The organism is Streptosporangium sp. NPDC002607 (genome assembly GCF_053592655.1).
In genome coordinates this window covers 12,285-35,021 of the sequence record NZ_JBSFWD010000005.1, presented here as the reverse complement: position 1 = coordinate 35,021, position 22,737 = coordinate 12,285, and the positions used below count along the sequence as shown (strand labels likewise).

Genomic DNA, 22,737 nt, shown 5'->3' with positions numbered 1-22,737 from the left:
GAGGCTCAGCCCCCGGAGAGCTTCAGCTTGTCGTCGAGACGCTTGTCGACCTTGGCCAGTTCGGCGTCGAGGTCGGTGAGCGTCCCCTTCTCCCACCGGCCGAGGAACTCCTGCACCGTGTCCTGGTTGAAGGCGCTGTTGACGTTCGCCGGGACCGTGCTCGTCTTCGGGTGGGCGAAGATGTCGAGGAAGGTCTGGAAGTTCGGGTCCTTGTCCAGGTCGGGCGACTCCAGTGAGGCCTTGGTGGTCGGCACGTTGCGCAACGCGTTGGAGAGCGTGACCAGTGCCGAGGTGTCGGTGGTCAGATACTTGACCAGTTCCCAGGCCGCCTGCGGGTTCTTGGCGCCCTTGGGCACGCCGATCACGGTGCCCGCGGTGAAGCCGCTGCCGTACAGGTCGGGCTTGGTGTCGGAGACCGGGAGCGGTGCGGTGCCGTAGTCGAGGTCCGCGGCCTCATTGGCGATCATGGCGTTGCGCCACTCGCCGTCCAGGACCATGGCGACCTTGCCCTTGTAGAACGGGTGGTCGGCCGACCACTCCTGGCCCAGGCTCTTGCGGAACTTCTCCAGCTTGTCGTAGCCGTACCAGTCGACGAGCTCCTTCTGCCAGCGCAGCAGTTCCTTCCACGCCGGGTCGGAGCCGATCGCCGAGGTGCCGTCCGGCTTGTACCAGGTGGCGCCGACCATCGGGGCGAGGTGCGAGGCGGAGTTCTCGTAGTACGAGAAGCTCGGGATGAATCCGGCGACCTTGATGTTGCCCTCCGCGTCGCGGACGGTGAGCTTCTTGGTCAGCTCGGTCAGCTCCGAGAGCGTCTTCGGCGGCGCGGAGCCCTTCATCAGGGCCTTGTTGTAGTAGAGCCCGTACGCGTCGGCGAGCAGGGGCATCACGCACCGCCTGCCCTCGTACTCGGTGTAGGAACGCGAGACCTCGGGCAGTACGGACAGGTCGATGCCGTCCTGTTCGATCACCGGAGTGAGGTCCTGGAACGTTCCGCTGCGGCACCACTGGGCCACGTTGTCCGTGGTGAAGGAGGAGGCGACGTCAGGGGCCTTCCCGCCGCGCACCGCCTGGGTGATCTGCTCGTCCTGGACGCCCTTGACCAGTTTGACGGTTATCTGGGGAAATTTCGTACGGAATCCGGCTATGGCGTCTTCGAACGCCTTGACCTCGCCGGGCGCGGAGAATCCGTGCCACAGTTCGATGGCCGAGGCCGGCAGGGTGGCGGAGGCCGAGCCTGAGGGCTTGGGGCGCGAGCCGAGCGTGGGTGCGCCCTCCGTGCCCGCGGTGCAGGCGGTCAGAGCGGCGGCTGTCAGGGTGGCGAGGGCGAGGGTGAGAAAGCGTCGGTGCACGACGGCTGCCTCCTGGGGGGTGGGGGGTACACGGGAGGGTCAAGAAGGGACTGTGGAGCCGAAGACCTCGTCGCGTACGGTCGCGAGGGCCAGATCCAGCGCGCCGGCGAGAACGGGATTGCCCTCGACGGTCGACAGCAGCAGCGGTGGTCGGGGGATGGTCAGCGCGTGGAGTTCGTGCTCGACGAGCTCGCGCAGGGTGTCGCCGCCCGCGAGCAGGGTCCCGCCGGTCAGCACGATGATCTCGGGGTCGATGACCGAGGTGATCGAGGCCAGCCCGACCGCCAGCCGGGAGGCGATGTCGCGCAGCCCGGCACGGGCGTCGTCGGCGCGCCTGCCGGTGGAGGCGGCGGCCCGCACCGCGTTCAGCACCGCCTGCGCGGGGGCGCCGCCGCGCACGCCGTACGACCGGAGGATCTTGAGCACCGCGGGGCCGCCGGTCAGTGCCTGGTAGCCGTGGTTGGCGTAGCGGCCGGTCTCCCTGGCGGTCGGCGCGCCGGGGGTGGGCATGTAGCCGATCTCGCCGGCGCCGCCGGTGGCGCCCCGGTGCAGCCGGCCGCCGAGGACCAGCGCCGCGCCCAGGCCCTCGTCGGCCCAGAGCAGCACGAAGTCCCGGTGGCCCCGGCCCACGCCGTGCGCCTGCTCGGCCTGGGCGACGAGGTTGACGTTGTTCTCTATCGCGACCGGTATGCCCAGGCCGTCGCCGAGGGTGCGGACCAGGTCGGGGATGTGCCAGCCGGGCATGTCCCTGCTGGTGGCGTAGGCCAGCCTGCCGGTGCCCGGGTCGATCGTGCCCTGCACGCCGATGACCGCGCACCGCGGCGTCGCCGGGGCGCCCGCGCCCTCCAGCGCGGCGGCGACCCGCTCCACCGCGTCGCCGCCGGAGCGGCCGGGAGTGGGCAGGTGGTACTCGCCGACCACGGCGCCGGTGATGTCGGCGACCCTGACGTCGATGCCCGCGCGCGTGACGTCCATCGCGGCGGCGTACGCGGCGGCCGGGTTGAGCCGGTAGACCTCGGCGGTGCGGCCGGGCAGTCCCTCGCGGATGCCGTTGAGCACGACCAGGCCCGCCTCCTGCAGGCGGATGAGGAGCTGTGAGGCGGTGGGCTTGGACAGGCCGGTGAGGGCGCCGATCTCCGGGCGGGTCAGCGGGCCGCGCTCCAGCAGCGCCTGCAGGGCGGCGCGGTCGTTGATCGCGCGCAGCAGGCTGGGGGTGCCCGGCGTCGGCTGTTTCACTGGCCCTCCGCGTGCGTCCTCGCATTCACCGGCGAAGCGAAGTTAGGAAACTTTCCTAACTTCGAGTGAATGTAAGGAACCCGGCGGATCCTCGTCAAGCGGGCAGGAGCCGTCGCAATAAAGCTGTGATGGCGCAGGGGCGGGTAAACTTCTCAACGGACCTGCTAGGGTGATGGTTTGTCATAACAACTAGCGCAATGGTCCGGAGTATCCCATTACTAGCAACGATAATGGAGCGACGGCAACCCGTCAAATCGAGCTGACCAAGGAGCAGGAGTACGTCTCCGGTCTCTACGCGAGGCTCGATCTGCTGCGCGAGCGCACCCAGCGGCAGCTGGACGGCGTCCTCGCGCAGGGAGGGAGCGGGGGCACGCACCAGAACCGCTCTGAGCGCGACACCTTCGCCGGGATGTACGCCGAGCGTCTGGGCCGTCTGTGGGCTGTCGAGAACGGCCTGTGCTTCGGCCGGCTCGACAACGCCGACGACACCTCCCTCTACATCGGCCGCATCGGCATGGCCGACGACGATCAGCGCCGATTGCTGATCGACTGGCGCGCCCCGGTCGCCCAGCCCTTCTACGGTGCCACCCCCGCGGCCTCGATGGGCGTCACCCGCCGTCGCCACCTGCAGACCAAGGGCCGCAGGGTGATCGGGATCGACGATGATCTCCTGGATCTCGACAACCTCACGGACGAGGACGTGGCCACCCTCAACGGGGAGGCCGCCCTGCTCGCCTCCCTGGCCGCGCGGCGCACCGGGCGGATGCGCGACATCGTGGCCACCATCCAGTCGGAGCAGGACCGCATCATCCGCTCGGACCTGGGCGGGGTACTGGTCGTGCAGGGCGGTCCCGGGACCGGCAAGACCGTGGTCGCGCTGCACCGGGCGGCCTACCTGCTCTACACCCACAGGGAGAAGCTGGCCCGCAGGGGGGTGCTCATACTCGGGCCGAACCTGACATTCCTGCGCTACATCGAGCAGGTACTGCCCTCCCTGGGGGAGACCGACGTGCTGTTGTCGACGGTCTCCGAGCTGTACCCGGGGGTCGTTCCCGGGCGCAAGGAGCCCCCGGAGGTGGCCGGGCTCAAGGGCGACTCCCGGATGGCCCAGGTCATCGCACGGGCCGTGCGCGAGCGGCAGCGGGTGCCGCGCAAGCCGATCGAGATCCGCCTCGACCGCTACACCCTGCGGCTGGAGGGCAACGTCCTGGAGGCGGCACGCAACAGGGCGGCCCGCTCCAGGCGGGCGCACAACGAGGCCCGCGCGCTCTTCGTCCGCCACCTGCTCAACGCGCTCGCCCGCCAGGCGGCCAGGCAGCTGGGCAAGGGGATGATCGACGACGACGAGCTGGCCGACATCCGTGAGGAGCTCCGTACCGAGCGGCCCGTCAAGGCGGCCCTGAACCGGCTGTGGCCCTACGTCACACCACAGCAGCTCCTGATCGGACTGTTCACCTCCCGGGAGCGCCTCGACCACGCCGCCGCCGAGTTCGGCGAGGCCGAGCGGGAGCTGATGCTGCGCGAGCCGCCCCGCAAGGGGGAGAGCTGGTGGGCCGAGTCCGACGTACCGCTGCTGGACGAGGCCGCCGAACTGCTCGGCGACATCGACCCCGCGGTGCTGCGGGCCGGGGCCTGGATGGCCGAGGAGGAGCAGGCGGCGCAGCGTGCCGCCGCGCTCGACGAGCGGCAGCACCAGCTCGCCTACGCCAAGGAGGTCCTGGAGCTGACCGGGCTCTCCGACATCATGGACGCCGAGAAGTTCGCCGCCCGCCACCTCGGCGACGACGTCTTCCTGACCACCGCCGAGCGCGCCGCGGCCGACCGCAACTGGGCCTTCGGCCACGTCATCGTGGACGAGGCGCAGGAGCTGTCGCCGATGGACTGGCGGATGCTGATGCGTCGCTGCCCGACGCGGTCGATGACGATCGTCGGCGACCTGGCCCAGACCGGATCCTCGGCCGGGGCGCGCTCCTGGGGCCGGGTCCTCGACCCCTACGTGGCCGGGCGCTGGCGCGAGGAGACCCTCAGCGTCAACTACCGCACCCCGGCGGAGCTGATGGCGGTGGCCGCCGACGTGCTCACCCTGGTCGATCCGGCGCTGAAGGCCCCGGCCTCGGTCAGGGAGACCGGGGCGCGCCCGTGGGCGGCCTCACCGACGGCCTCGCTCGGCGACGTCGTCAAGGCCGAGATCGTGGAGGGTGGGCGACTTGTCGTGATCGTCCCCGAGTCGCGCGCGCGGGAGCTCGGAGAGGTGGTGGTCCGCTCCGTCGACGGCGCGGTCGCCGGTCCGGGGGCCGCCGCCCTGGACGCCCAGGTGGCGGTGCTGACCGTCGCCGAGGCCAAGGGGCTGGAGTTCGACGCGGTCATCGTGGTCGAACCGGAGTCGATCCTGGGCGAGTCCCCGCGCGGGGCCAGCGACCTTTACGTGGCATTGACCCGCGCGACCCAGCGGCTTGGCGTCGTGCACGACGGTCCGCTTCCCGATGCCCTCGCTCGACTTGAGAGACATCGGATCACATGAGACCATTGACGGCTCTCGTCGATCATGTCCCAGCTGCGAAAACTTGATGTTTCCGCTGTTAGTGACACGGTTGACATCTGCGCTGGGCTCGGTAGTTTGCTGCCCAGTCCAGCACGGGACTGGCCGGTCGGCCGCCTTTCGACATCGCCGTTTCCTGCGCCCGTGACGGGGGTGACCCCGTCCGTTCAGCCAGACGCAGGGCCGGCAGTCCGTCGAGGCGGGGCACTCCTTCCGGGCGGGGGGTTGGACCCAGGAGGGGTCCGGGCACCCAGTAGACAACGGCAATCCGCGCTCGCCGCCGACGGGACGGAACCGGTCCGAAGGGTTGTCCGGGCTCTCTTCCCGCTCCCGTGCGAGCGCCGCAAGCGTCGGGGCGGTCCGGGGTGTCGAAGGACACCCCGGACCGCCCCGTTGCCGGTTATGGAGCCCCTCTGGGGGTTTGCTGGTTTCAGGGCGATCTGGTGGGCTTGCGAGGAATATGTCGTGGAACTTTTTGGGGGCGTGCCCGCTGGGCGGTAGCGTTCGGGCTAGGAGGACCGGGCGTCACCGGCCCGTACGACATCGCAAGGAGCCCCGCCCGTGGTGCAGGAGAAGACGGCCGCCCCGGTGCCGGAGGCGTCCGATACGGACGACCCGTCAGGCGAGGTGACCTCGCCTCCCCCTTCCCGTCTGGAACTGCCCGCCCGCGTCGCGGGTGTGATGGCCGGTGGCCTGCTGATCTTCCTCGCCTTTCCGCCGCTCGGGCTCTGGTTCCTCGCGCCGCTCGGCATGGCCTCGGCGGTCCTGGCGGTGCACGGCACCCGCCCGCGCCGTGGCACCTGGCTGGGCCTGCTGGCCGGGCTCGCCCTGCTGCTGCCCGGCCTGTACTGGGTGAGCCCGATCGGCATCGATGCCTGGCTGGGGCTGGTCGCCATGGAGAGCGCCTTCTACGCCGCCTGGGGTGCGGGCACCGCCCTGGTGGCCAGATTGCGCCTGTGGCCGCTGTGGAGCGCCGCGCTCTGGGTGGCGGCCGAGTGGGCCAGGGGCGAGTTCCCCTTCGGCGGGTTCCCCTGGGCGCGGGTGGCCTTCAGCCAGGGTGAGTCGATCTTCACCCCGTACGCGGCACTCGGCGGGGCGCCGCTGGTGAGCTTCGCGGTGGCCCTGTGCGGTGGCCTGCTCGCGCTGGCGGTGTCGCGATCGTTCCCGGCTTCGCCCGCGCTCCGGGCATCGCGCACGTCTTCGGCCCCGGAAGGGGCCCGGGGCCCGCGCTGGGGGCGGGCCGTCGCGTGGCCGCTCGCCGGGGCGCTGGCCGTGCCGGCCGGGGCGCTGGCCGTCCCCCGGTACGGCGACGAGGGCAGAAACGTGACCGTCGGCGTCATCCAGGGCAACGTCCCCGGCCGGGGCATGCACCCGCTGGGCGACGAGCCGGCCGTGGTCCTCGGCAACCACACCCGGATGCTCCACCAGATGGCGCGGGACGTCAGGGAGGGCAGGACTTCCCGCCCCGACCTGGTCGTGCTGCCGGAGAACTCCACGGACATCGACCCGCTGCGCAGCGAGTTCGCCAGGAGCGAGATCGACGCGGCGGTCAAGGACATCGGGGTGCCCGTCCTGGTCGGCGCGGTGGTCGGGATCGGGGAGAACAACCGGGCGACCCGCAGCCTGGTCTGGGACCCGGTCACCGGGCCCGGCGCCCACTACGACAAGCAGCAACTGGTCCCCTTCGGGGAGTACACCCCGCTCAAGGACCTCGTGCTGGCCCTGTTCGAACGCGCGTCCCTGGTCGGCAAGCAGTCGGTGGCGGGCACCCGCGACGGCGACCTCAGGCTGGGGCCGGTGACCATCGGCGCGATCAACTGCTACGAGGTGGCCTTCGACGGCATCGTGGGTGACACCGCCAGGACGGGCGCCTCGCCGCTGGTGGTGCAGACCAACAACGCCACCTACGCGCTGACCAACCTGCCGCCGCAGCAACTCGCCATGTCCCAGTTGCGGGCCGTGGAGCACAATCGGGCGGTGATCACTTCCGCAATTACGGGTATATCGGCATACGTGACTCCGAGCGGTTCGATCGCCTGGCGCACCGGGGAACTGGTGCCCGCCATGAACGTCCTGACAGTCCCGGTCAGGACCGCGCAAACCATCGCCACACGCGTGGGCGCGCTGCCCGAATGGGCCTTGATACTTGTGGGTGCGGGCGCGCTGGCCGTCGCCTGGCGGCGCCGGACGCGTAGCGTGGGGCACCCCGTGATCCGGAAAGACGATCAGCAGGTGGGAGACGCGTGATGGAGCGGATGCTTGGTCGGGTGCTCGTCATCGTCCCGACGTACAACGAGCGGGAGAACCTGCCGATGATCACCCGGCGGCTGCGCGAGGCCGTGCCCGAGGCGCACCTCCTGGTCGTCGACGACGACAGCCCCGACGGCACGGGGGCGGTCGCCGACAAGCTGGTGGCCGACGACGACCACGTCCACGTGCTGCACCGGCCGGGAGGCAAGCAGGGCCTGGGCGCGGCCTACATCGCGGGTTTCCGCTGGGGCCTGGGGGAGGGCTTCGGTGTCCTCGTGGAGATGGACGCCGACGGCTCCCACCGGCCAGAGGAACTGCCCAAGCTGCTGGACAGGCTGGTCGACGGGGCCGACCTGGCGATCGGCTCCCGGTGGGTGCCCGGCGGCAAGGTCGTCAACTGGCCGGCCTCGCGGGAGTTCCTGTCGCGCGGCGCCAACATCTACACCCGGTTCATGCTCGGCCTTCCGGTCCGCGACGCCACCGCGGGGTTCCGTGCCTACCGTGCCGCCACCCTGGAGAAAATCGGCCTGGAGGACGTCGAGTCGCAGGGCTACTGCTTCCAGGTGGATCTGACCCTGCGCACGGTCCGCAACGGGCTGCGCGTCACCGAGGTGCCGATCACCTTCGTGGATCGCACCATCGGGACCAGCAAGATGGGCCGCGGCGTCGTGGTCGAGGCCTTCTGGCGGGTCGCCGCCTGGGGTGTCATGGGCCTGCCCGCGCGTCTGCGCCGCCGCCGTGGTCGCTGATCTCCGGGGTACGGCGAGAGCGTGGTCCCAAGGCTCCGCCGAAGATGCGTCCACGCTGAGCGAACGCGGAACGCGCGGCCGCTCTGCGGCGTTGTCATGTCATACGGCTGTCGCATGAGTTGAGGCAAAGATGCGCTTTCTGCTGGTCCTGACCTTCCTTGTAGTGCCGGTCCTTGAGGTGTTGGTGCTCATACAGGTCGGTCAGGTCATCGGTGGCTGGACGACGCTGGCCCTCCTGCTCGCCGGCGGCCTGCTCGGTTCCTGGATCGTGCGCCGCGAGGGCCGCCGGGCCTGGCGTAACCTCCAGAGCGCGCTGCAGAGCGGGCGGATGCCCGACCGCGAGCTCGCCGGCGGCGGCCTGATCCTGGTGGGCGGCACCTTGCTGCTCATCCCCGGATTCCTCTCCGACGTGCTGGGCATCCTGTGCCTGCTGCCCTTCACCCGGCCGATGGTCCGCAGGCTCGGAGCCTGGTTCTTCGCCCGCCGGGTCCGCACCATCATGGCCAGGAACGCGGCGGGTGCCGGGCTCGGCTCGCCGTTCGGCGACGGGTCGCCCTTCGACGTGCTGCGCGACGCCGGGAGGCCGCCCGGCTCGGGTCCGGTCCTGCACGGGGAGGTCATCCGTGACGAGCCGGCCGCACCTGGAAGAGCCCCCGAAGGGGCCTCCGACGGGACCGCCGGCCCCCGGAGCCTCACCGATCGCTGAGCGCGGCCAGACGGCGCAGCGAGAGCCGGAACAGCGCGGCGTTCAGCGGCCTGACCGCCAGCCAGCCGAGCCGCCCGGCCGCGCCGAACGGCAGGTCGAGATCCTCTTCCCAGATGATGGTGCTGCCGCCGCCCTCACGGGGCAGCACACGGAAGACCCCGGTGCCGCGCACCGGACGCCCCGTGTGCCGGACCCCCACGCTCCTGGGCGGGTCCCACTCGGTGATCTCCATGGTGTCGAGGAACCCGAGAGGCCCCACGCCGGTGAAGGCCGCCAGTCGGCTCCCGGCGCTACGGCCGTTCCCGGCGGTGACCCGGGCCCGGGTCAGGACCATCCACTCGTCGTGCCTCGACCAGTCGGTCAGCACGGAGAAGACCTGCTCGGGCCGGGCATGTGCGTCCACCGAGACGCTGATGTGAGAACGGGTCACCTCCGGTTCCTTCCCACTGCCCGGCGGCCGCCCCCTGGGGCGCGCCGCGAACATTGACAGGAAAATGCTATTTTCCTACCTTTTAAAGCGGTATTTAGTCGAGTCGGGACCGTGAGAATGTGATGGCCTGACGGGCGACGCCGGTGCGGGCCGGTGCCATGCGGGTCTGTGACCATGGGAACAGAGAGGGGGAGAGGGGCTGTTATGACCGCGTCCGCGGAGGGAACCGGCCTGGTCACGGTCAGGTCCGTGCCCTGGGACGACGCCGCGGCCGTGGCGCTGCGCCAGGCCATGGCCGAGGAGATGCGCGCCCGCTACGCCGACCTGCTCGCCGCCACCCCCGACCTGCTGCCCCGGGGCATGGACGTCGAGCCCGAGACCGTCGCCTACAGCGGGGTCGCGTACTCGGCGGAGGGTCTCCCCGTCGGGCACGTGGCGCTGCGCAGGCTCGGCGGGGAACTGGAGCTCAAGCGGATGTTCGTGGCCCCCTCGCACCGGGGCACCCGGGTGGCGCGAGCCCTGCTGGCCGCGGCGGAGGATGCGGCTCGCGGGCTGGGCGCGTCCCGGGTCGTCCTGCAGACCGGCGACCGCCAGCCGGACGCGGTGAGGCTGTACCGGAGGGAGGGGTACACCCCTGTCCCGATCTTCCCTCCGTACGAGCGGCTCGCGGGCTCCCACTGCTTCGAGAAACTCCTGTCATGAAAAGCCCGGGGGCTCCCGGCGAACGCAGGCCGACACGCCCTCGCCGGCCCGGCCGATGGGTTCGGCCGGGCCGGCGAGGTGCCCGCGGGTACCTGGACGATCGGCTAGGACGCCACGCGCTCCGGGCTGTCGACGTAGATCTCACCGAAGTCGATCGCCGGGGCGAACCCGGCGAAGTTCCGCTGGACTTCGGCCTTCTCCGCCGCGTTCGGGTAGGGGTTGGTGCAACTCGTGCCCGCGCTCGCGCCGGACATCAGGTCCGTGCACCGGCCGGTGCGCCGGTCGGGCAGGCCCAGGATGTGGCCGATCTCGTGGGTGGCGATACGCAGCGGGTTGTGGCCCTCGGTGGTCGCCTGCCGCCCCATCCACACGGTTCCGCGGCCCAGGCTGGTGGGCTGCGCGCGAGGCCAGCCGTTGTCGGCGAGCACCACGAAGTCCGCGGGGCTGCCGGCCACCAGTCGCACGTTCGAGACGCTGGAGTTCCAGATTTGTGCCGCCTGATCCACGGCGGACCGGAACTCCGCAGCTCTGCTCGCGTCGTACCTGAGCACGCGTACGGCCGCCGTACGGGCGTCCGCCGCGTGGACGAGCGTGGCCTGGGCGGGGATGGCCACCAGGAAGGCCAGTCCCAGGATGAGGGCGACACCGAGGCGAGTGATTCTGGACATTTCTAGCGGGCCTCCTCGGCCATCGGGGGGTTGCTCACGGGGAGCAGCTGGTGAGGAGGTGGGATCAGCCGGTGACGAGCGTCAGCCCGTACGCCGAGAGGATCTCGTTGACCGGCTGGTGGTAGGTGGTGCCGCCGACGGTGCAGTTGCCGGAGCCGCCGGAGGTGACGCCCTGGGCCTGGCTGCCGGAGATGTAGGAGCCACCGGAGTCGCCGGGCTGGGCGCACACGGTGGTGCGGGTCAGGCCGCTCACCGTGCCCTGCGAGTAGGTCACGCTGGTGTTGTGCTGGCTGATGACGCCGCAGCGCCAGCCGGTGGTCGAGCCCGAGCGGCAGATCGAGGCGCCGACCGAGGCCTGGGTGGAGCCGCGGACGATCACGTTCGCGCCGCCGGAACCGCGCACCCACGGCTGCACGGTGTGGCCGGGAGTGGCGACCCAGGCGTAGTCGTTGCCGGGGAACGACGAGCCCTGGAAGGTGCCGGACGGGTTGGTGGTGGCGTTGCCGGCCCGGCCGCAGTGTCCCGCGGTCACGAAGCCGGGAGTGGTTCCCTTACGGACGGAGAAGCCGATGCTGCACCGGCTGGAGCCGATGTAGTAGGCGCTGCCGCCGATGATGTTGATGAGGGGCTGGGGCTTCTCGGCGGAGAGCGTCACCCGTACGGCGTTCTTGTCGACGCCCGCGGCGGCGACGAGGGCCTCGCCCGCGGCCTGGTCGCCGGTGAGGACGACGACGCTGTTGGTGGTCACGTCGACGTACCAGAGGGACGCGCCGGCCTTCGCCTCCGCGGAGGCCTGGTCGAGACCGTCCTGGACGGCGTTGAGTTCGGCCAGGGTCCGGCCGACGATCACGGGTTGTGCGCCCTTGGCCCTGATGGCGGCGGCGTCGGCGGCGTCGGTGGTGGCCACGGAGAGCTGGGAGGCGTCGCCGTTGAGCCAGGCGCCGGCGTAGTCGGCGCCGAGCTCACCGCTCAGGGCGGACTCCGAGGCGGCCGCGCGCTGCTCGTTGGCCAGTCGCTGGACGGCCTGCTCGGCGGTGAGGCCGAGGTCGCGCTGGAGGGCCTCGAGCATCGCTGCCGGAGGCTGGGGGGCGAGGGGGGCGGGTGCTGCGACGGCGGGCGCCACGGTGGCGACCAGGTACAGGGCCACGGTGGTGGCTCCGGCCAGGAGGGTACCTCGACGTAACATGAACACTCCTTGTGAGGGGTGCTGTCAAGGTATTTGCGGGACGCCCGTCAAGGGATCTCCCAAACGATCCCTATCGCGATGTTATGGAGTCCTGATCACCGATGGCGGACGCGTGATCGACTGGTCCACCCCACTCGCGCGGCTGTGAAGGACTCTGGAAGACTGATCACCTTGCCCTCGGCGCACGGATGTCGATCTCTGAAAGCGATCGGACGGAGCGGCGTCGAACGATCGGTTGCAGGAGGACGCGTGCCCATGGCCGAAGAAGTCGCCGTCGACGGTGGGAGCGGAGGGCCGGCGCCGTTACCACGCCGCGATGACGCGTCCCGGTGCCCGCACACCGAGCACGACGAGCGCCGCTGCGTCCTGCCCCCCGGACACGATCTGAAGCACGTCTACCCGCACCAGCAGGCCGTCGCCCTGTGCGAGGGTGATTGACGGGTACGGATCCCGCCGGGAGAACCCGGGTCGATCCCCCTGGCAGGGGTAGAGGTTCTCTTACAAGCGCCGGATGGGCCGCTCGTGTTCGGCGTCCGGCGCGGGCCGGGGGTCTCGAGGAGTTGCCGTGGACGGATCTGCGCCATCCACGCCGCAGGCGGGCGGGAACGACGTGGGGCCTTACCAGGGACGGGCGAGAATGCTCGCGGGACTTGTCGAGGCCAGCCATCTGAGCACGGTGGAGCGGCTGCCGTCCCTTGTCGAGGAGCATGCCGCCCACGCCGGTCTGTACGACGTGCTGATCTATCTGGCCGACCTGCAGCAGGACGTGCTGCGCCTGCTTACCGGCCGGGGCGGTGGCGAGGGCGCCGAGCGGGAGCCGGCCGAGCTGCGGATCGACGGAACGCTGGCGGGGCGGGCCTTCCAGGAGGTGCGGGTCCTGTCCAGCGCCGGTGCCGCCGGCGAGGTGGGACGATGGTGGGTGCCGCTGCTGGACGGCACGGAACGCCTCGGGGTGCTGCGCGTCAGCGTCCGGCCGGACACCGACGGCGACCGGGCACAGGAGGACATGCGGTATCTGGCGTCCGTGGTCGCGCTGATGCTGGTGAGCAAGCGTTCCCAGAGCGACTCCTATGCCCGGCTGGTGCGGACCCGGCCGATGAACGTCGCCGCCGAGATGCAGTGGAACCTGTTGCCGCCGCTCACCTTCGCCGGCGAGAAGGTGGTGATCGGCGCCGCGCTCGAACCGGCGTACGAGCTCGGTGGCGACGCCTTCGACTACGGGCTGGCCGGCGAATCCGTCCACCTGGCGGTCTTCGACGCGATGGGCCATGACGCGTCAGCCGGGCTGACCGCCAACCTCGCGGTGGCCGCCTGCCGCAACCAGCGCCGCCAGGGTATCGGCCTCGTCCGGGTCAGCGAGGGGATCGAGGAGGTGCTGATCAAGGAGTTCGGCCGGGGCAACCGTTTCGCCACGGCCATTCTGGCCAACCTGAACATGCGCACCGGAGTGTTCACCTGGGTCAACCGGGGCCATCACCCACCGGTGGTGATCAGAGGGGGGCGATGGGTCACCACCTTGAGGTGCCCGCCCGCTCACCCGCTGGGCCTCGGACTCGGGCTGCCGGTGACCCTGTGCAGGGAGCAGTTGGAGCCGGGCGACCGCGTGCTCCTCTACACCGACGGCATGATCGAGGCCCGCGACCGGGAGGGCAGGGAGTTCGGCCTGGAGCGCTTCGTCGACTTCATCGTCCGGCACAACGCCGACGACCTGCCCGTGCCGGAAACCCTGCGCCGCCTGGTCCGCAGCGTGCTGAAACACCATGACAGCAGGCTCCAGGACGACGCCACGGTCCTGCTGGTGGAGTGGTGTGACGGAGCCGGGGGCAAGCTCAGCCTCTGGCCCGGTGGGGCGCCGGGTCAGAGCGCGGGGGAATAGGGGCTCTCGCCGTCCCGGATCGCGGTGAGCATCCGGGCCGTGTACGCCTGCACGGCCTTGTGCAGGCCGTGGCCGAAGCTCACCCGGGCCACCCCGAGGGAGGCCAGCTCGCCGAGCGACGGCGTGCCCGGACGGAACAGGATGTTGATCGGCCCCTCGATCCGCTCGGCCAGTGCGCGGACGGCCTCGGCCTCGGCCGCGAAGATCGGGTAGACGCAGTCGGCGCCCGCCTCCAGGTAGCGGCGGCCCCGCCGCACCGATTCGGCCAGTCGCTCCCCGGCGTCTCCCGTGCCGTTCATGTAGGTGTCGATCCGCGCGTTGATCACCAGGTCCACGCCGGCGTCGACCGCGGCGGACCGGACGGCGCCCAGGAAGGCCGCCTGCTCGTCGGCGTCGACCATGGCGCCGGTGCGCGGATCGGAATCCTCCAGGTTGCAGCCGGAAGCCCCGGCGGCGGCGAGCCGCTCGACCAGTTCGGCGGGCTCCAGCCCGTAGCCGCGCTCCATGTCCGCGGTGACGGGCAGGCCGACCGAGCGGCTGATCCTGGCGATCGCGGCCAGCATCTCCTCGACCGGTGTCTCCTCACCGTCGTCGTAGCCGAGCACCGGGGCGACGGCGGCGCTGCCGGTGGCGATCACCGGGAACCCCTCGGCCTCGACGGCACGTGCCGACGCGGCGTCCCAGACGTTGGGCACCACCAGCGGGCGGCCCGGCACGTGCAGCGCCCGGAGCGCCGCGGCTTTCTCACCGGCCGTCGTCGAGGTGGTGCCGGTGGTTTCTCTGCTGGTCTGAGTGGTCATGGAAGTGACCTTAGGGAGAAAGTGGACCGACCCCAAGGACCAATTCCGTATTAATCGGTTGAGCCACTTCGTGCCCAGGTCGTCACCGGGGCAGCGGAGAAGGCAGCGGAGAAGACGGAGACCTTCGGCCCCCTGGCCAGGGGGCCGAAGGTCTCCGTCCCTTCGAATCAGTCAGGCGCTCTTGCGGCGCTGGGCGCGTAGAATCGCCAGGCGCTCGTTGAGCACCTCCTCCAGGTCCTCGATCGTGCGGCGCTCCAGCAGCATGTCCCAGTGCGTGCGTGGGGGCTTGGCCTTCTTGGCCTCCGGCACCTCGCCGTCCACCCGGAGGGCGGTCGCACCGCACATGCGGCACTCCCAGGTCGCCGGGATCTCGGCCTCAGCGGCAAGCGGAACGTCGAATCGATGGCCCTTCGGGCAGGTGTAGGACACCTCCTGGCGCGGGGCCAGATCGGTGTTGCGGTCGTTCTCGTAGCTGGTCGCCCCGAGCCGGGTACCGCGTAGCGCACGCTCGCCCATGTCTGAATGCCTCCTGAGGGCCCCGTCGTGAGGGGTTCGTCTCCCACGGCGTACAACGCTTGATACCGTGTGTGGATTCCCACAGACAGGGTGATCCAATCGCACGTTCTTGACCCGGTCTGTGAAGGAACCCTTTTCCGGGGCGTTCTCAGAGGCGTTCCGGCACCTGGTTTCCGGCCGCTCTGATGGCCTTGGGCAGGTCGATGAGGGCGAGCAGCACGAAACCGAGCACGAAGAAGATCACCAAAGAGATGATGCCCAGGCGGTAGCTGTCGGTCAGCTGGAGCGCCAGGCCGAGGGTGAACGACCCGAGGAACGTCGAGCCCTTGTCGCTGATCTCGTACAGGCTGTAGTACTCCGCCTCCTTGCCCCGCGGGATCACGTGTGAGAACAGCGACCGCGACAGTGCCTGCGTCCCGCCCATCACGATCGCGATGGCGAATCCCAGCGCGAAGAAAGGCCCCGCCGACCCCTTGGGCAGGAAGTAGGCCACGGCCACCACGGCGACCCAGGCGATCAGCGCGACCATCACGACCCGCTTGGCCCCGTACGAGCCGGCGAGCCGGCCGAGCAGCAGCGCCCCGAAGAAGGCCACGAACTGCACCATCAGGATCGCCGCGATCCGCACGGTCTGGTCAAGACCGAGCTCCTTGTCGGCATAGGTGGCCGAGAAGGAGATGACCGTCTGCACGCCGTCGTTGTAGATGAGGTAGGCGACCAGGAAGCCCAGGGTCAGCGGGTAGCGCCGCAGTTCCCTGATCGTGCGGCCCAGCTGGCGGAAGCTGCCCGTCACGGCCTGAGCGGCCGTCTCGGTACCGGGGGCGAGCGCCCGCCGGTTGCGCAGCCGCAGCAGCGGGATGACGGTGAACCCACCCCACCACAGGCCCGCCGAGGCCAGGGCGATGCGCACGGCCTCGCCCTCGGTCACGCCGAAGGACTTGTGCTTGAGGAAGAGCGCCAGGTGGAAGGCGAGCAGCAGGCCGCCGCCGAGGTAGCCGAAACCCCATCCCTGGGCGGAGACCCGGTCGCGCTCGTCCGCCGTGGCGATCTCCGGCAGGAACGAGTTGTAGATCACGAACGCGGCGGCGAAGGCGACGTTGGCCACCAGGAACAGCGCGCCGCCCAGCAGGTAGCGTCCGTCGGCGACGAACCAGAAGCAGAGGGTGGCACCGGCGCCGAGGTAGGCGAACAGCCCCATGAGCTCCTTCTTGCGGCCGGTGTGATCGGCCAGGGCGCCCGCCACGGGCATCAGGATGATCTGCAGGATGGCCGCGCTGCCCACCACGAAGGAGTAGTAGGCGCTGGGCCGCACGTCGAACCCGAGCACGTCCACATAAGGGCGGCCCTGGGCGGCGGTCTCCGCGATCGTCGTCAGGTAGGGGCCGAGGAAGACCGTCAGGACAGTGGTGGGGAAGGCGGAGTTCGCCCAGTCGTAGAAGTACCAGCCGCGCTGTTCGCGACGGCGGGCCTGGGGGGTTTCCTCGACGACCTGTTCGGAGGTCATGGGGGTCCTCGGTTCGCTGGGGGGCGGGGGAAGGGGTGCTCGCGCCGTCGTGCGCTCAGGTCGCCACGAGAGGGCACGCGCGCGGTGGCCGGGTCGGTGCTCTCGCGGGGCCGCGCCTGTTCCGGCGGTCACGCGCCCGCGCGCCACCCGCGCGGTTCATGCGGTTCATACAACTCATGCGGTTCATGCGGCGAGACGGCCGGGGTGCCACTGGCCACGGGCCTCCAGCACGTCGCGCAGTCCGGAGATGTTGTCGGTCATCAGGCCGTCCACGCCCGCGTCGAGCAGGCGTTCCATCACCCCGGTGTTGTTGACGGTCCACACGTGGACCTGCATGCCGAGCGCGTGTGCCGTGCGGACCAGGCCGGGCGTGGCGATCCGCAGGCCGCGGAAGCCCACCGGCACCTGCGCGCACGGCACCCCGGCGCGGGCCAGGCGGGCGAGCAGCCGGCCGTACCCGGAGGTGGTGGCGGCGGCGCGCAGGGCCGCCACGCCGCGTGGTCCGAGCGAGGAGCACACCTCGCGACCGATCGCGGCGCGGGCACGGGCGAGTCGCTCCTCGGAGAAGGAGGTGAGGCAGATCCGGTTGTGGGAGGCGGTCCGCCTGACCACCTCGGCGAGCGGCGTGATGGCCGCCGCCTCCTTGACGTCGATGTTGAAGCGCGCCTCGGGCCACGAGCCCAGCAGGTCCTCCAGCAACGGGATCTCGTCCACGCCGCCGATCCGCGCCTCGCGCACCAGCCGGTACGGCAGCGCGGCGATCCGTCCCCGGCGATCGGTCACCCGGTCCAGCGTGTGGTCGTGGAAGGCCAGGAGCACCCCGTCGGAGGTGGCGTGCGCGTCGGTCTCCAGGTAGGTGTAGCCGAGCTCGACGGCCCGCTCGAAGGCGGCGAAGGTGTTCTCCCTGCCCTCGGCGGCCCCGCCCCGGTGGGCGAAGGCAAGTGGGGCGGGATGGTCGAGGAAGGGGTAACGACGCTGCACGTGCAGGAGTATGCCCCCTGTGAGCAGGGCTCGTCATCGCGAGCAGATGAACATTTGGGTCACAAGACCCCGGAACGGAGCCGATCGGCGAGTCTTTGCCTCGGCTTGTTCACCGGCTTGTTCATCGCCATGGATGATGAAAAATACCTGGTCGTCCACGGCAGGCCTCGCCGCTTCAGCTGGTTCTCGGTTCACGGGAGCACGACGTCGAGACCGAGGTCCACGAGAACGGAGGCCGCGCATGAGCACCGGGAGCATTCCGAAGCCCGTGGCGGGCGTCGGCGGTTTCGTCGACGACCGCCTCGGCGCCGCCCCCTTTCTCAAGCGCAACCTGCGGAAGATCTTCCCCGATCACTGGACGTTCCTGCTCGGCGAGATCCCGCTCTACTCGTTCGTCGTCCTGCTGCTGACCGGTACGTTCCTGACGTTCTTCTTCAGGCCCACCATGGGCGAGATCGTCTACGACGGCTCCTACGGCCCACTGCGGGGCGTCATGATGTCCGAGGCGTACGCCTCGACGTTGAACATCAGCTTCGATGTGCGCGGTGGCCTGCTGATGCGGCAGATGCACCACTGGGCCGCCCTGCTGTTCGTCGCCGGGATGATGGCGCACATGCTCCGGATCTTCTTCATGGGTGCCTACCGCAAGCCCAGGGAGCTGAACTGGGTGATCGGCGTGCTGCTGCTGACGCTGGCCCTGGCCGAGGGGCTGACCGGCTACTCCCTGGCCGACGACCTGCTCTCCGGTGTCGGCCTGCGGATCACCGCGGGCACGATGATCTCGTTTCCGGTGATCGGCACCTGGCTCACCTTCTTCCTCTTCGGCGGCGAGTATCCCGGCGAGGACATCATCTCGCGGTTCTACTCGATACACATCCTGCTCCTGCCGGGCGTCCTGCTGGCGCTGATCACCGCCCACCTGATGCTGACCTGGGTGCTGAAGCACACGCAGCTGCCGGGCAAGGGCCGCACCAACGACAACGTGGTGGGCGGGCCCTTCTACCCGTCCTTCATCGCCAAGTCCAACGCCTTTTTCATGTTCACCTTCGGCGTCATCGCGCTGCTGGGCACCTTCGCCCAGATCAACCCGATCTGGCTGTACGGCCCCTACACCCCGGCCAACATCTCGGCGGGCTCGCAGCCCGACTTCTACCTGGCGTTCCTCGACGGCGCGCTCCGCCTGATGCACTCCTGGGAGATCAATTTCCTGGGCTTCACGCTGCCGCTGAGCGTGCTGATCCCGGCGCTGGTGCCGATGGGCATCATCATGACGGGCCTGGCGCTGTATCCGTTCATCGAGTCGTGGGTCACCGGAGACCACCGCGAGCACCACGTCGTGGACCGTCCCCGCAACAACCCGCACCGCACCTCGATCGGCATGGCCGCGATCACGTTCTACGGGATCCTGTGGCTGATAGCGTCGAACGACGAGATCGCCGCGTTCTTCCACCTCTCGCTGAACGCGCTGACCTACACCGGCCGCGTCATGATCTTCCTGGGGCCGGCCCTGGCCTACTACATCACCTACCGGATCTGCCTGGGCCTGCAGCGCCGCGACGCCGCGCAGATCGGCCACGGCGTGGAGACCGGTGTGATCAAGCGTCGGCCGCTGGGTGACTACATCGAGGTGCACGTCCCGCCCAACGAGGGCATCGAGGCTCTCATCCGGGGCAAGAGGCCGATCCCGACCGTCCCCGCGGCCGTCGAGGACAAGGAGAGGATCCCCGAGGCCGGGAGACACCGCCGGCTCGCCAGGCTTCGCGCCAGGATGAGCAGGATCTACGGAGGCGAGAAGGTCCCGCTCGACGGTGCCCGGGGGCACGACGGGCAGAGGCAGGACGGGCAGGGGGCCGAAGGGCGCGCGGCCATCGGTCCGGGCACCGGCTCGAGCACGGATGAGAGCGGGCGCCCGTCCCGGTGACGGTCAGTCCTCCGGCAGCGCCTTGCCCGACCACTCCTGGCGGCGGGCCTCCGCCACCGCGATCGCCGCCGCGACCGAGACGTTGAACGAGCCGACCCGGCCCACCTGCGGGATGTAGCAGACGCCGTCGACGGCCTCCAGCAGCGCGGGGGAGCATCCGTGGTCCTCGCTGCCCACCACCAGGCACACGTCGCCGTCCAGCTTGGCCTCGGACAGGGGCACCGCGTCGCCGGTCAACTCCACCGCGACCACGGTGAACCCGTCGTCCCTGGCCGCCCGTACGGCCTCCAGGACGGGCACCGGCTCCTCCCAGGCCACCAGGCGGTCGGTGCCCAGCGCGGTCTTCTGCGCCTTGGGGTTGGTCGGCGGGGTGGCGTTGCCCGCCAGCCAGATCCGCTCCACCCCGAAGGCGGCGGCCGTGCGGAAGATGGAACCGACGTTGAACGGGCCGGTCACCGACTCCAGGATCAGCGCGAGCCGCCCCTCGGTGTTTCTCCGCCAGGTGCGGTTGAGGCGCTTGACATCGGTCGGGCGCAGCTGCCTGCGCGGGTTCGCCGTCATCGGTCGTTCACCGTTCCTCGTCGTTCCTCGTTCGTCTCTCGGGCGGCTCGTGTCCCGCCCGCCGGGATGACCCTGCTCACCGCGCCGGGTCCGCCTGCGACCCGGCCTCCACCCGGAGGATCCGGTACGCCGAGCGGGAGGCCACCCGCTCGGTGGGCCAGCCCCGCTCGTTCAGCCAGCGCTGCAGGGAGTCCGAGCCCAGGTGCTTCTGGACCACCAGGTGCGCGACGCCGTCGGGGGTGAGGCGTGACAGCCAGCGGGTCAGCATCTCGTGCATCGCGGCCTTGCCGATGCGGATCGCCGGATTGGACCAGATGGCGGAGAACCGCACCTGGGGCGGAACCTCGTCGACATGCATCGCCCTCACGTTGCCGAGGGAGGCGGACCTGGCGTTCCTGGCGCACAGCTCCACGGACCTGCGGTTGACGTCCACCGCCCAGACCGTCGCCTCGGGGGCGCGCGAGGCCATCGTCAGCGCGATCGGCCCGTAGCCGCAGCCCAGGTCGAGCAGGTCGCCGCCGGGCGGCGGAGGAGGCACGCTCTCCAGCAGGATCCGGGTGCCCACATCGACGCGCTCGGCGGAGAAGACCCCGCTGTCGGTCTCCAGCTTCAGGTGAAGGTCGGGGAGCACGAGCGTGACCGAGCCGGGACGGCCGGCGGTCTCGGGACGCTCCTCGAAGTAATGTGCCACGTCGTAGAACGTTACCAATGGCCGGGACCGGTTCAGGGCAGCCGCGACCCCAGCAGCAGGGCCACCCCGGCGGTCACCAGCCCGGTCAGGATCGCCGCCACCACGAACCACTGGGTGACCTCCTGGTTGACCGTCCGGTAGCCCAGCGAGGTGCCGATCTGCTCGTACACCTCCCGCAGCTGGCTGCCGGACTCCGCCTCGTAGGCCCGGCCGCCCGTGCCGTCCGACAGGGTCTGCAGGGTGGTCTTGTTCACCGGCACGTTCACGTCGCGCCCGTCGATCGAGACGGTGCCCTCCTGGGTGCCGTAGGCGATCGTGGAGACCGGCACACGCGAGCTCATCGCCGACTCGATCGCCTCCGCCACCGAACGGCCAGAGGTGTTGTCGCCGTCGGACAGCAGCACGATCGCCGCCGGCGGGGGGTCGGTCACCGCCTGCTGGTCGAAGGAGCGCAACGAGTCCAGGGAGCTGAACACCGCCTCGCCGATCGCGGTGCCCGCACGGGTGCTCAGGTTGCCGAGGGAGGTGCTCACCGCCTGGTGGTCGGTGGTGGGGGAGACCACGACGGAGGCGGAGCGGGCGAAGGCGACCAGCCCGACGTTGAAGCGTTCCGGCAGGTCCGCGACGAACTTCTGGGCCGCCTCCTTGGCCGCGGCGATCCGGTTCGGCTGGACGTCGTCGGCCTCCATCGACAGCGAGACGTCCAGCGCGATGATGATCGTCGCACGGTCGCGGGGGATCCGCACCGAATCGGCGGGACGGGCCGCGCCCACGATCAGCAGGCCCATCATGACGAAGAACAGCAGCGGGGCGACGTGCCGCCGCCAGCCGGGCCCCGGGGGGGTCACCAGCGTCAGCAGCGGCAGGTTGGTGAAGCGCAGCGCGTAGCGGCGCCGGGCGAACTGGGCGGCCACGTAGCCCGCCACGAGCAGCGCCAGCGCGGCGAACAGCCACAGCCAGGCCGGAGAGAGGAAAGTCACCGTGTCGCTCCCGACCTCGGGTGCCTATGGGTCAGGTACGCCATGCGCCGCTGCCGCAGCACGAACTGGGCGATGTCGAAGACCCAGTCGCGGTCGGTGCGCAGCACCAGGTGGGCCACCCCGCAGCGGCGCAACGCCGTCTGGTTGGCCGCCCGCTGCGCGGCGGCGGCCTCCGCGTACGCCCGGCGGACCTTGGGCGTGAGCCGGATCTGGCGGCTCCGCCCCGACTCCGGGTCGGTCAGGTTGACCAGTCCGACCGCCGGCAGCTCCAGCTCGCGGGGGTCGATCACCTCGACGGCCATTACCTGGTGGTGAGCGGCCAGCCTGCGGATCGGCCGCTCCCAGGGCAGTTCCAGGGTGGGATCGAGAGTGGGTTCGGGGTCGAGGAAGTCGGAGACGATCACTCGCAGGCCGCGCCGTCGCCATGCCGAGGCCATCACCTCGATCGCCTCGGCCAGGTCGGGGGCGTCGGCGACGGCACGACCTCTGGGAGCCTCCATCAGCGAGTGCAGCAGGCCGTACAGTGCCGGGCGGCCGCTCCTGGCGGGCATCCGGTGGACGTACTCGTCGTGCAGGACGTACGCGCCGAAGCGGTTTCCGATCCGGCCCGACAGGAAGCCGATCGCCCCGATGGCGGCCACGACCAGGTCCCGCTTCTCCATGTCGGCGGTGCCGAAGTCCATGCTGGGCGACAGGTCCGCCAGCGCCCAGGTCTCCAGCTCCCGGTCGGCGACCAGGTCGCGCACGTGCGGGACCGTCGTGCGGGCGGTCACCGCCCAGTCCATCCGCCGGATGTCGTCCTCGCCGGGCACGTAGACCCGGCTGTCGCCGAACTCGCTTCCAGGACCGGGAAGGAGCCCCTGGTACGCCCCCTGCAGCAACCCGTCCAGGCGCCGCACGATGGTGAGCTCCAGCCGCCGCAGCGCCTGCTCGGCTGTGCCGATTGCGACGCTGCGCGTCGCGGTGAGGCCGCTCTTATCCGGCTCCTTTCCTGCTATCGGCGACGCTGCGCGTCGCGGTTCGGCCGCTGGGATCCGGCTCCTTCCCTCGTCGCTCATCCGCTTCGCTCCTTCACTCCTCAGTCCAGTCCCC

20 protein-coding genes and 1 pseudogene are annotated in these 22,737 nt (G+C 70.5%); 8 read left to right on the top strand and 13 right to left on the bottom strand.

Features of this window, described 5'->3' with window-relative positions:
- Positions 1 to 5: 5 nt before the first annotated feature.
- Both ACWD3H_RS07405 and ACWD3H_RS07400 read right to left on the bottom strand, forming a co-directional pair.
- Positions 6 to 1,349 carry an ABC transporter substrate-binding protein gene (locus ACWD3H_RS07405; RefSeq protein ID WP_451954402.1) on the bottom strand — a complete coding sequence of 448 codons (1,344 nt, stop codon included), beginning with the start codon at positions 1,347 to 1,349 and terminating at the stop codon, positions 6 to 8.
- A 39-nt stretch (positions 1,350 to 1,388) separates the two neighbouring features.
- Positions 1,389 to 2,585: an ROK family transcriptional regulator gene (locus ACWD3H_RS07400; RefSeq protein ID WP_355567009.1), complete on the bottom strand. Its 1,197-nt coding sequence runs from the start codon at positions 2,583 to 2,585 to the stop codon at positions 1,389 to 1,391.
- Between the two features lie 409 nt (positions 2,586 to 2,994).
- Between ACWD3H_RS07400 and ACWD3H_RS07395 the strand changes: the two genes are divergently transcribed.
- From ACWD3H_RS07395 to ACWD3H_RS07380, 4 genes are all read left to right on the top strand, one after another.
- Entirely contained in the window at positions 2,995 to 5,106 is a 2,112-nt protein-coding gene (locus ACWD3H_RS07395; protein WP_451954401.1) for a HelD family protein, read from the top strand.
- Between the two features lie 579 nt (positions 5,107 to 5,685).
- The gene (gene lnt, locus ACWD3H_RS07390; protein ID WP_451954400.1) at positions 5,686 to 7,371 is read left to right on the top strand and encodes an apolipoprotein N-acyltransferase; all 1,686 of its coding nucleotides are present in this window, start codon (positions 5,686 to 5,688) and stop codon (positions 7,369 to 7,371) included.
- On the top strand, positions 7,371 to 8,123 hold the full coding sequence (locus ACWD3H_RS07385) for a polyprenol monophosphomannose synthase (RefSeq protein ID WP_451954399.1): 753 nt from the start codon (positions 7,371 to 7,373) through the stop codon (positions 8,121 to 8,123). The genes lnt and ACWD3H_RS07385 overlap by 1 nt, the downstream gene beginning before the upstream one ends.
- 130 nt (positions 8,124 to 8,253) lie before the next feature.
- Positions 8,254 to 8,829 carry an FxsA family protein gene (locus tag ACWD3H_RS07380; protein ID WP_350919362.1) on the top strand — a complete coding sequence of 192 codons (576 nt, stop codon included), beginning with the start codon at positions 8,254 to 8,256 and terminating at the stop codon, positions 8,827 to 8,829.
- On the opposite strand, the gene ACWD3H_RS07375 is transcribed toward ACWD3H_RS07380, so the two are convergent.
- Positions 8,816 to 9,259, bottom strand: a complete 444-nt coding sequence (locus ACWD3H_RS07375; protein WP_350919365.1) for an SRPBCC family protein — start codon at positions 9,257 to 9,259, stop codon at positions 8,816 to 8,818. The genes ACWD3H_RS07380 and ACWD3H_RS07375 overlap by 14 nt on opposite strands.
- 204 nt (positions 9,260 to 9,463) lie before the next feature.
- On the opposite strand from ACWD3H_RS07375, the gene ACWD3H_RS07370 reads away from it, so the two are divergent.
- On the top strand, positions 9,464 to 9,961 hold the full coding sequence (locus ACWD3H_RS07370) for a GNAT family N-acetyltransferase (protein WP_451954398.1): 498 nt from the start codon (positions 9,464 to 9,466) through the stop codon (positions 9,959 to 9,961).
- Positions 9,962 to 10,065: 104 nt separating this feature from the next.
- On the opposite strand, the gene ACWD3H_RS07365 is transcribed toward ACWD3H_RS07370, so the two are convergent.
- Together ACWD3H_RS07365 and ACWD3H_RS07360 are read right to left on the bottom strand one after the other, a co-directional pair.
- Positions 10,066 to 10,629, bottom strand: coding sequence for a snapalysin family zinc-dependent metalloprotease (locus tag ACWD3H_RS07365; RefSeq protein WP_355564920.1), 564 nt, complete (start codon positions 10,627 to 10,629; stop codon positions 10,066 to 10,068).
- Between the two features lie 64 nt (positions 10,630 to 10,693).
- A complete protein-coding gene (locus tag ACWD3H_RS07360) occupies positions 10,694 to 11,815 on the bottom strand; it encodes a S1 family peptidase (RefSeq protein WP_451954397.1) in 1,122 nt (373 codons plus the stop codon).
- A gap of 255 nt (positions 11,816 to 12,070) precedes the next feature.
- On the opposite strand from ACWD3H_RS07360, the gene ACWD3H_RS07355 reads away from it, so the two are divergent.
- Positions 12,071 to 12,253: a hypothetical protein gene (locus ACWD3H_RS07355; protein WP_355564926.1), complete on the top strand. Its 183-nt coding sequence runs from the start codon at positions 12,071 to 12,073 to the stop codon at positions 12,251 to 12,253.
- 199 nt (positions 12,254 to 12,452) lie between these two features.
- Positions 12,453 to 13,691, top strand: a complete 1,239-nt coding sequence (locus ACWD3H_RS07350; protein ID WP_451954536.1) for a PP2C family protein-serine/threonine phosphatase — start codon at positions 12,453 to 12,455, stop codon at positions 13,689 to 13,691.
- Here ACWD3H_RS07350 and ACWD3H_RS07345 read toward each other — a convergent pair.
- The 4 genes and pseudogenes from ACWD3H_RS07345 to ACWD3H_RS07330 form a co-directional block, all read right to left on the bottom strand.
- Positions 13,673 to 14,491, bottom strand: coding sequence for an isocitrate lyase/PEP mutase family protein (locus ACWD3H_RS07345; protein ID WP_350919380.1), 819 nt, complete (start codon positions 14,489 to 14,491; stop codon positions 13,673 to 13,675). The two genes, ACWD3H_RS07350 and ACWD3H_RS07345, sit on opposite strands and share 19 nt — an antisense overlap.
- Positions 14,492 to 14,662: 171 nt before the next feature.
- Positions 14,663 to 15,007 carry an RNA polymerase-binding protein RbpA gene (locus ACWD3H_RS07340; RefSeq protein WP_030904469.1) on the bottom strand — a complete coding sequence of 115 codons (345 nt, stop codon included), beginning with the start codon at positions 15,005 to 15,007 and terminating at the stop codon, positions 14,663 to 14,665.
- 148 nt (positions 15,008 to 15,155) lie between these two features.
- Positions 15,156 to 16,532 (bottom strand): annotated as a pseudogene (locus tag ACWD3H_RS07335) (MFS transporter); the annotation flags it as partial.
- Between the two features lie 162 nt (positions 16,533 to 16,694).
- On the bottom strand, positions 16,695 to 17,492 hold the full coding sequence (locus tag ACWD3H_RS07330; RefSeq protein WP_451954396.1) for a glycerophosphodiester phosphodiesterase: 798 nt from the start codon (positions 17,490 to 17,492) through the stop codon (positions 16,695 to 16,697).
- Positions 17,493 to 17,733: 241 nt separating this feature from the next.
- Here ACWD3H_RS07330 and qcrB point away from each other — a divergent pair, with 241 nt between their 5' ends.
- Positions 17,734 to 19,413 (top strand): cytochrome bc1 complex cytochrome b subunit, encoded by a 1,680-nt coding sequence (gene qcrB, locus ACWD3H_RS07325; protein ID WP_451954395.1) that lies wholly within the window; start codon positions 17,734 to 17,736, stop codon positions 19,411 to 19,413.
- 3 nt (positions 19,414 to 19,416) lie between these two features.
- Here the strand turns inward: qcrB and ACWD3H_RS07320 are convergent, their stop codons facing one another.
- From ACWD3H_RS07320 to ACWD3H_RS07305, 4 genes are all read right to left on the bottom strand, one after another.
- Positions 19,417 to 19,974: a TrmH family RNA methyltransferase gene (locus ACWD3H_RS07320; RefSeq protein ID WP_355628495.1), complete on the bottom strand. Its 558-nt coding sequence runs from the start codon at positions 19,972 to 19,974 to the stop codon at positions 19,417 to 19,419.
- A 76-nt stretch (positions 19,975 to 20,050) separates the two neighbouring features.
- Positions 20,051 to 20,665: a class I SAM-dependent methyltransferase gene (locus ACWD3H_RS07315; protein WP_451954394.1), complete on the bottom strand. Its 615-nt coding sequence runs from the start codon at positions 20,663 to 20,665 to the stop codon at positions 20,051 to 20,053.
- A gap of 32 nt (positions 20,666 to 20,697) precedes the next feature.
- Complete coding sequence (locus tag ACWD3H_RS07310) at positions 20,698 to 21,645, bottom strand: VWA domain-containing protein (RefSeq protein WP_355564941.1); 948 nt, start codon at positions 21,643 to 21,645, stop codon at positions 20,698 to 20,700.
- Positions 21,642 to 22,703, bottom strand: coding sequence for a DUF58 domain-containing protein (locus ACWD3H_RS07305; protein WP_451954393.1), 1,062 nt, complete (start codon positions 22,701 to 22,703; stop codon positions 21,642 to 21,644). Before ACWD3H_RS07305 ends, ACWD3H_RS07310 begins: the two co-directional genes overlap by 4 nt.
- Positions 22,704 to 22,737: the final 34 nt, after the last annotated feature.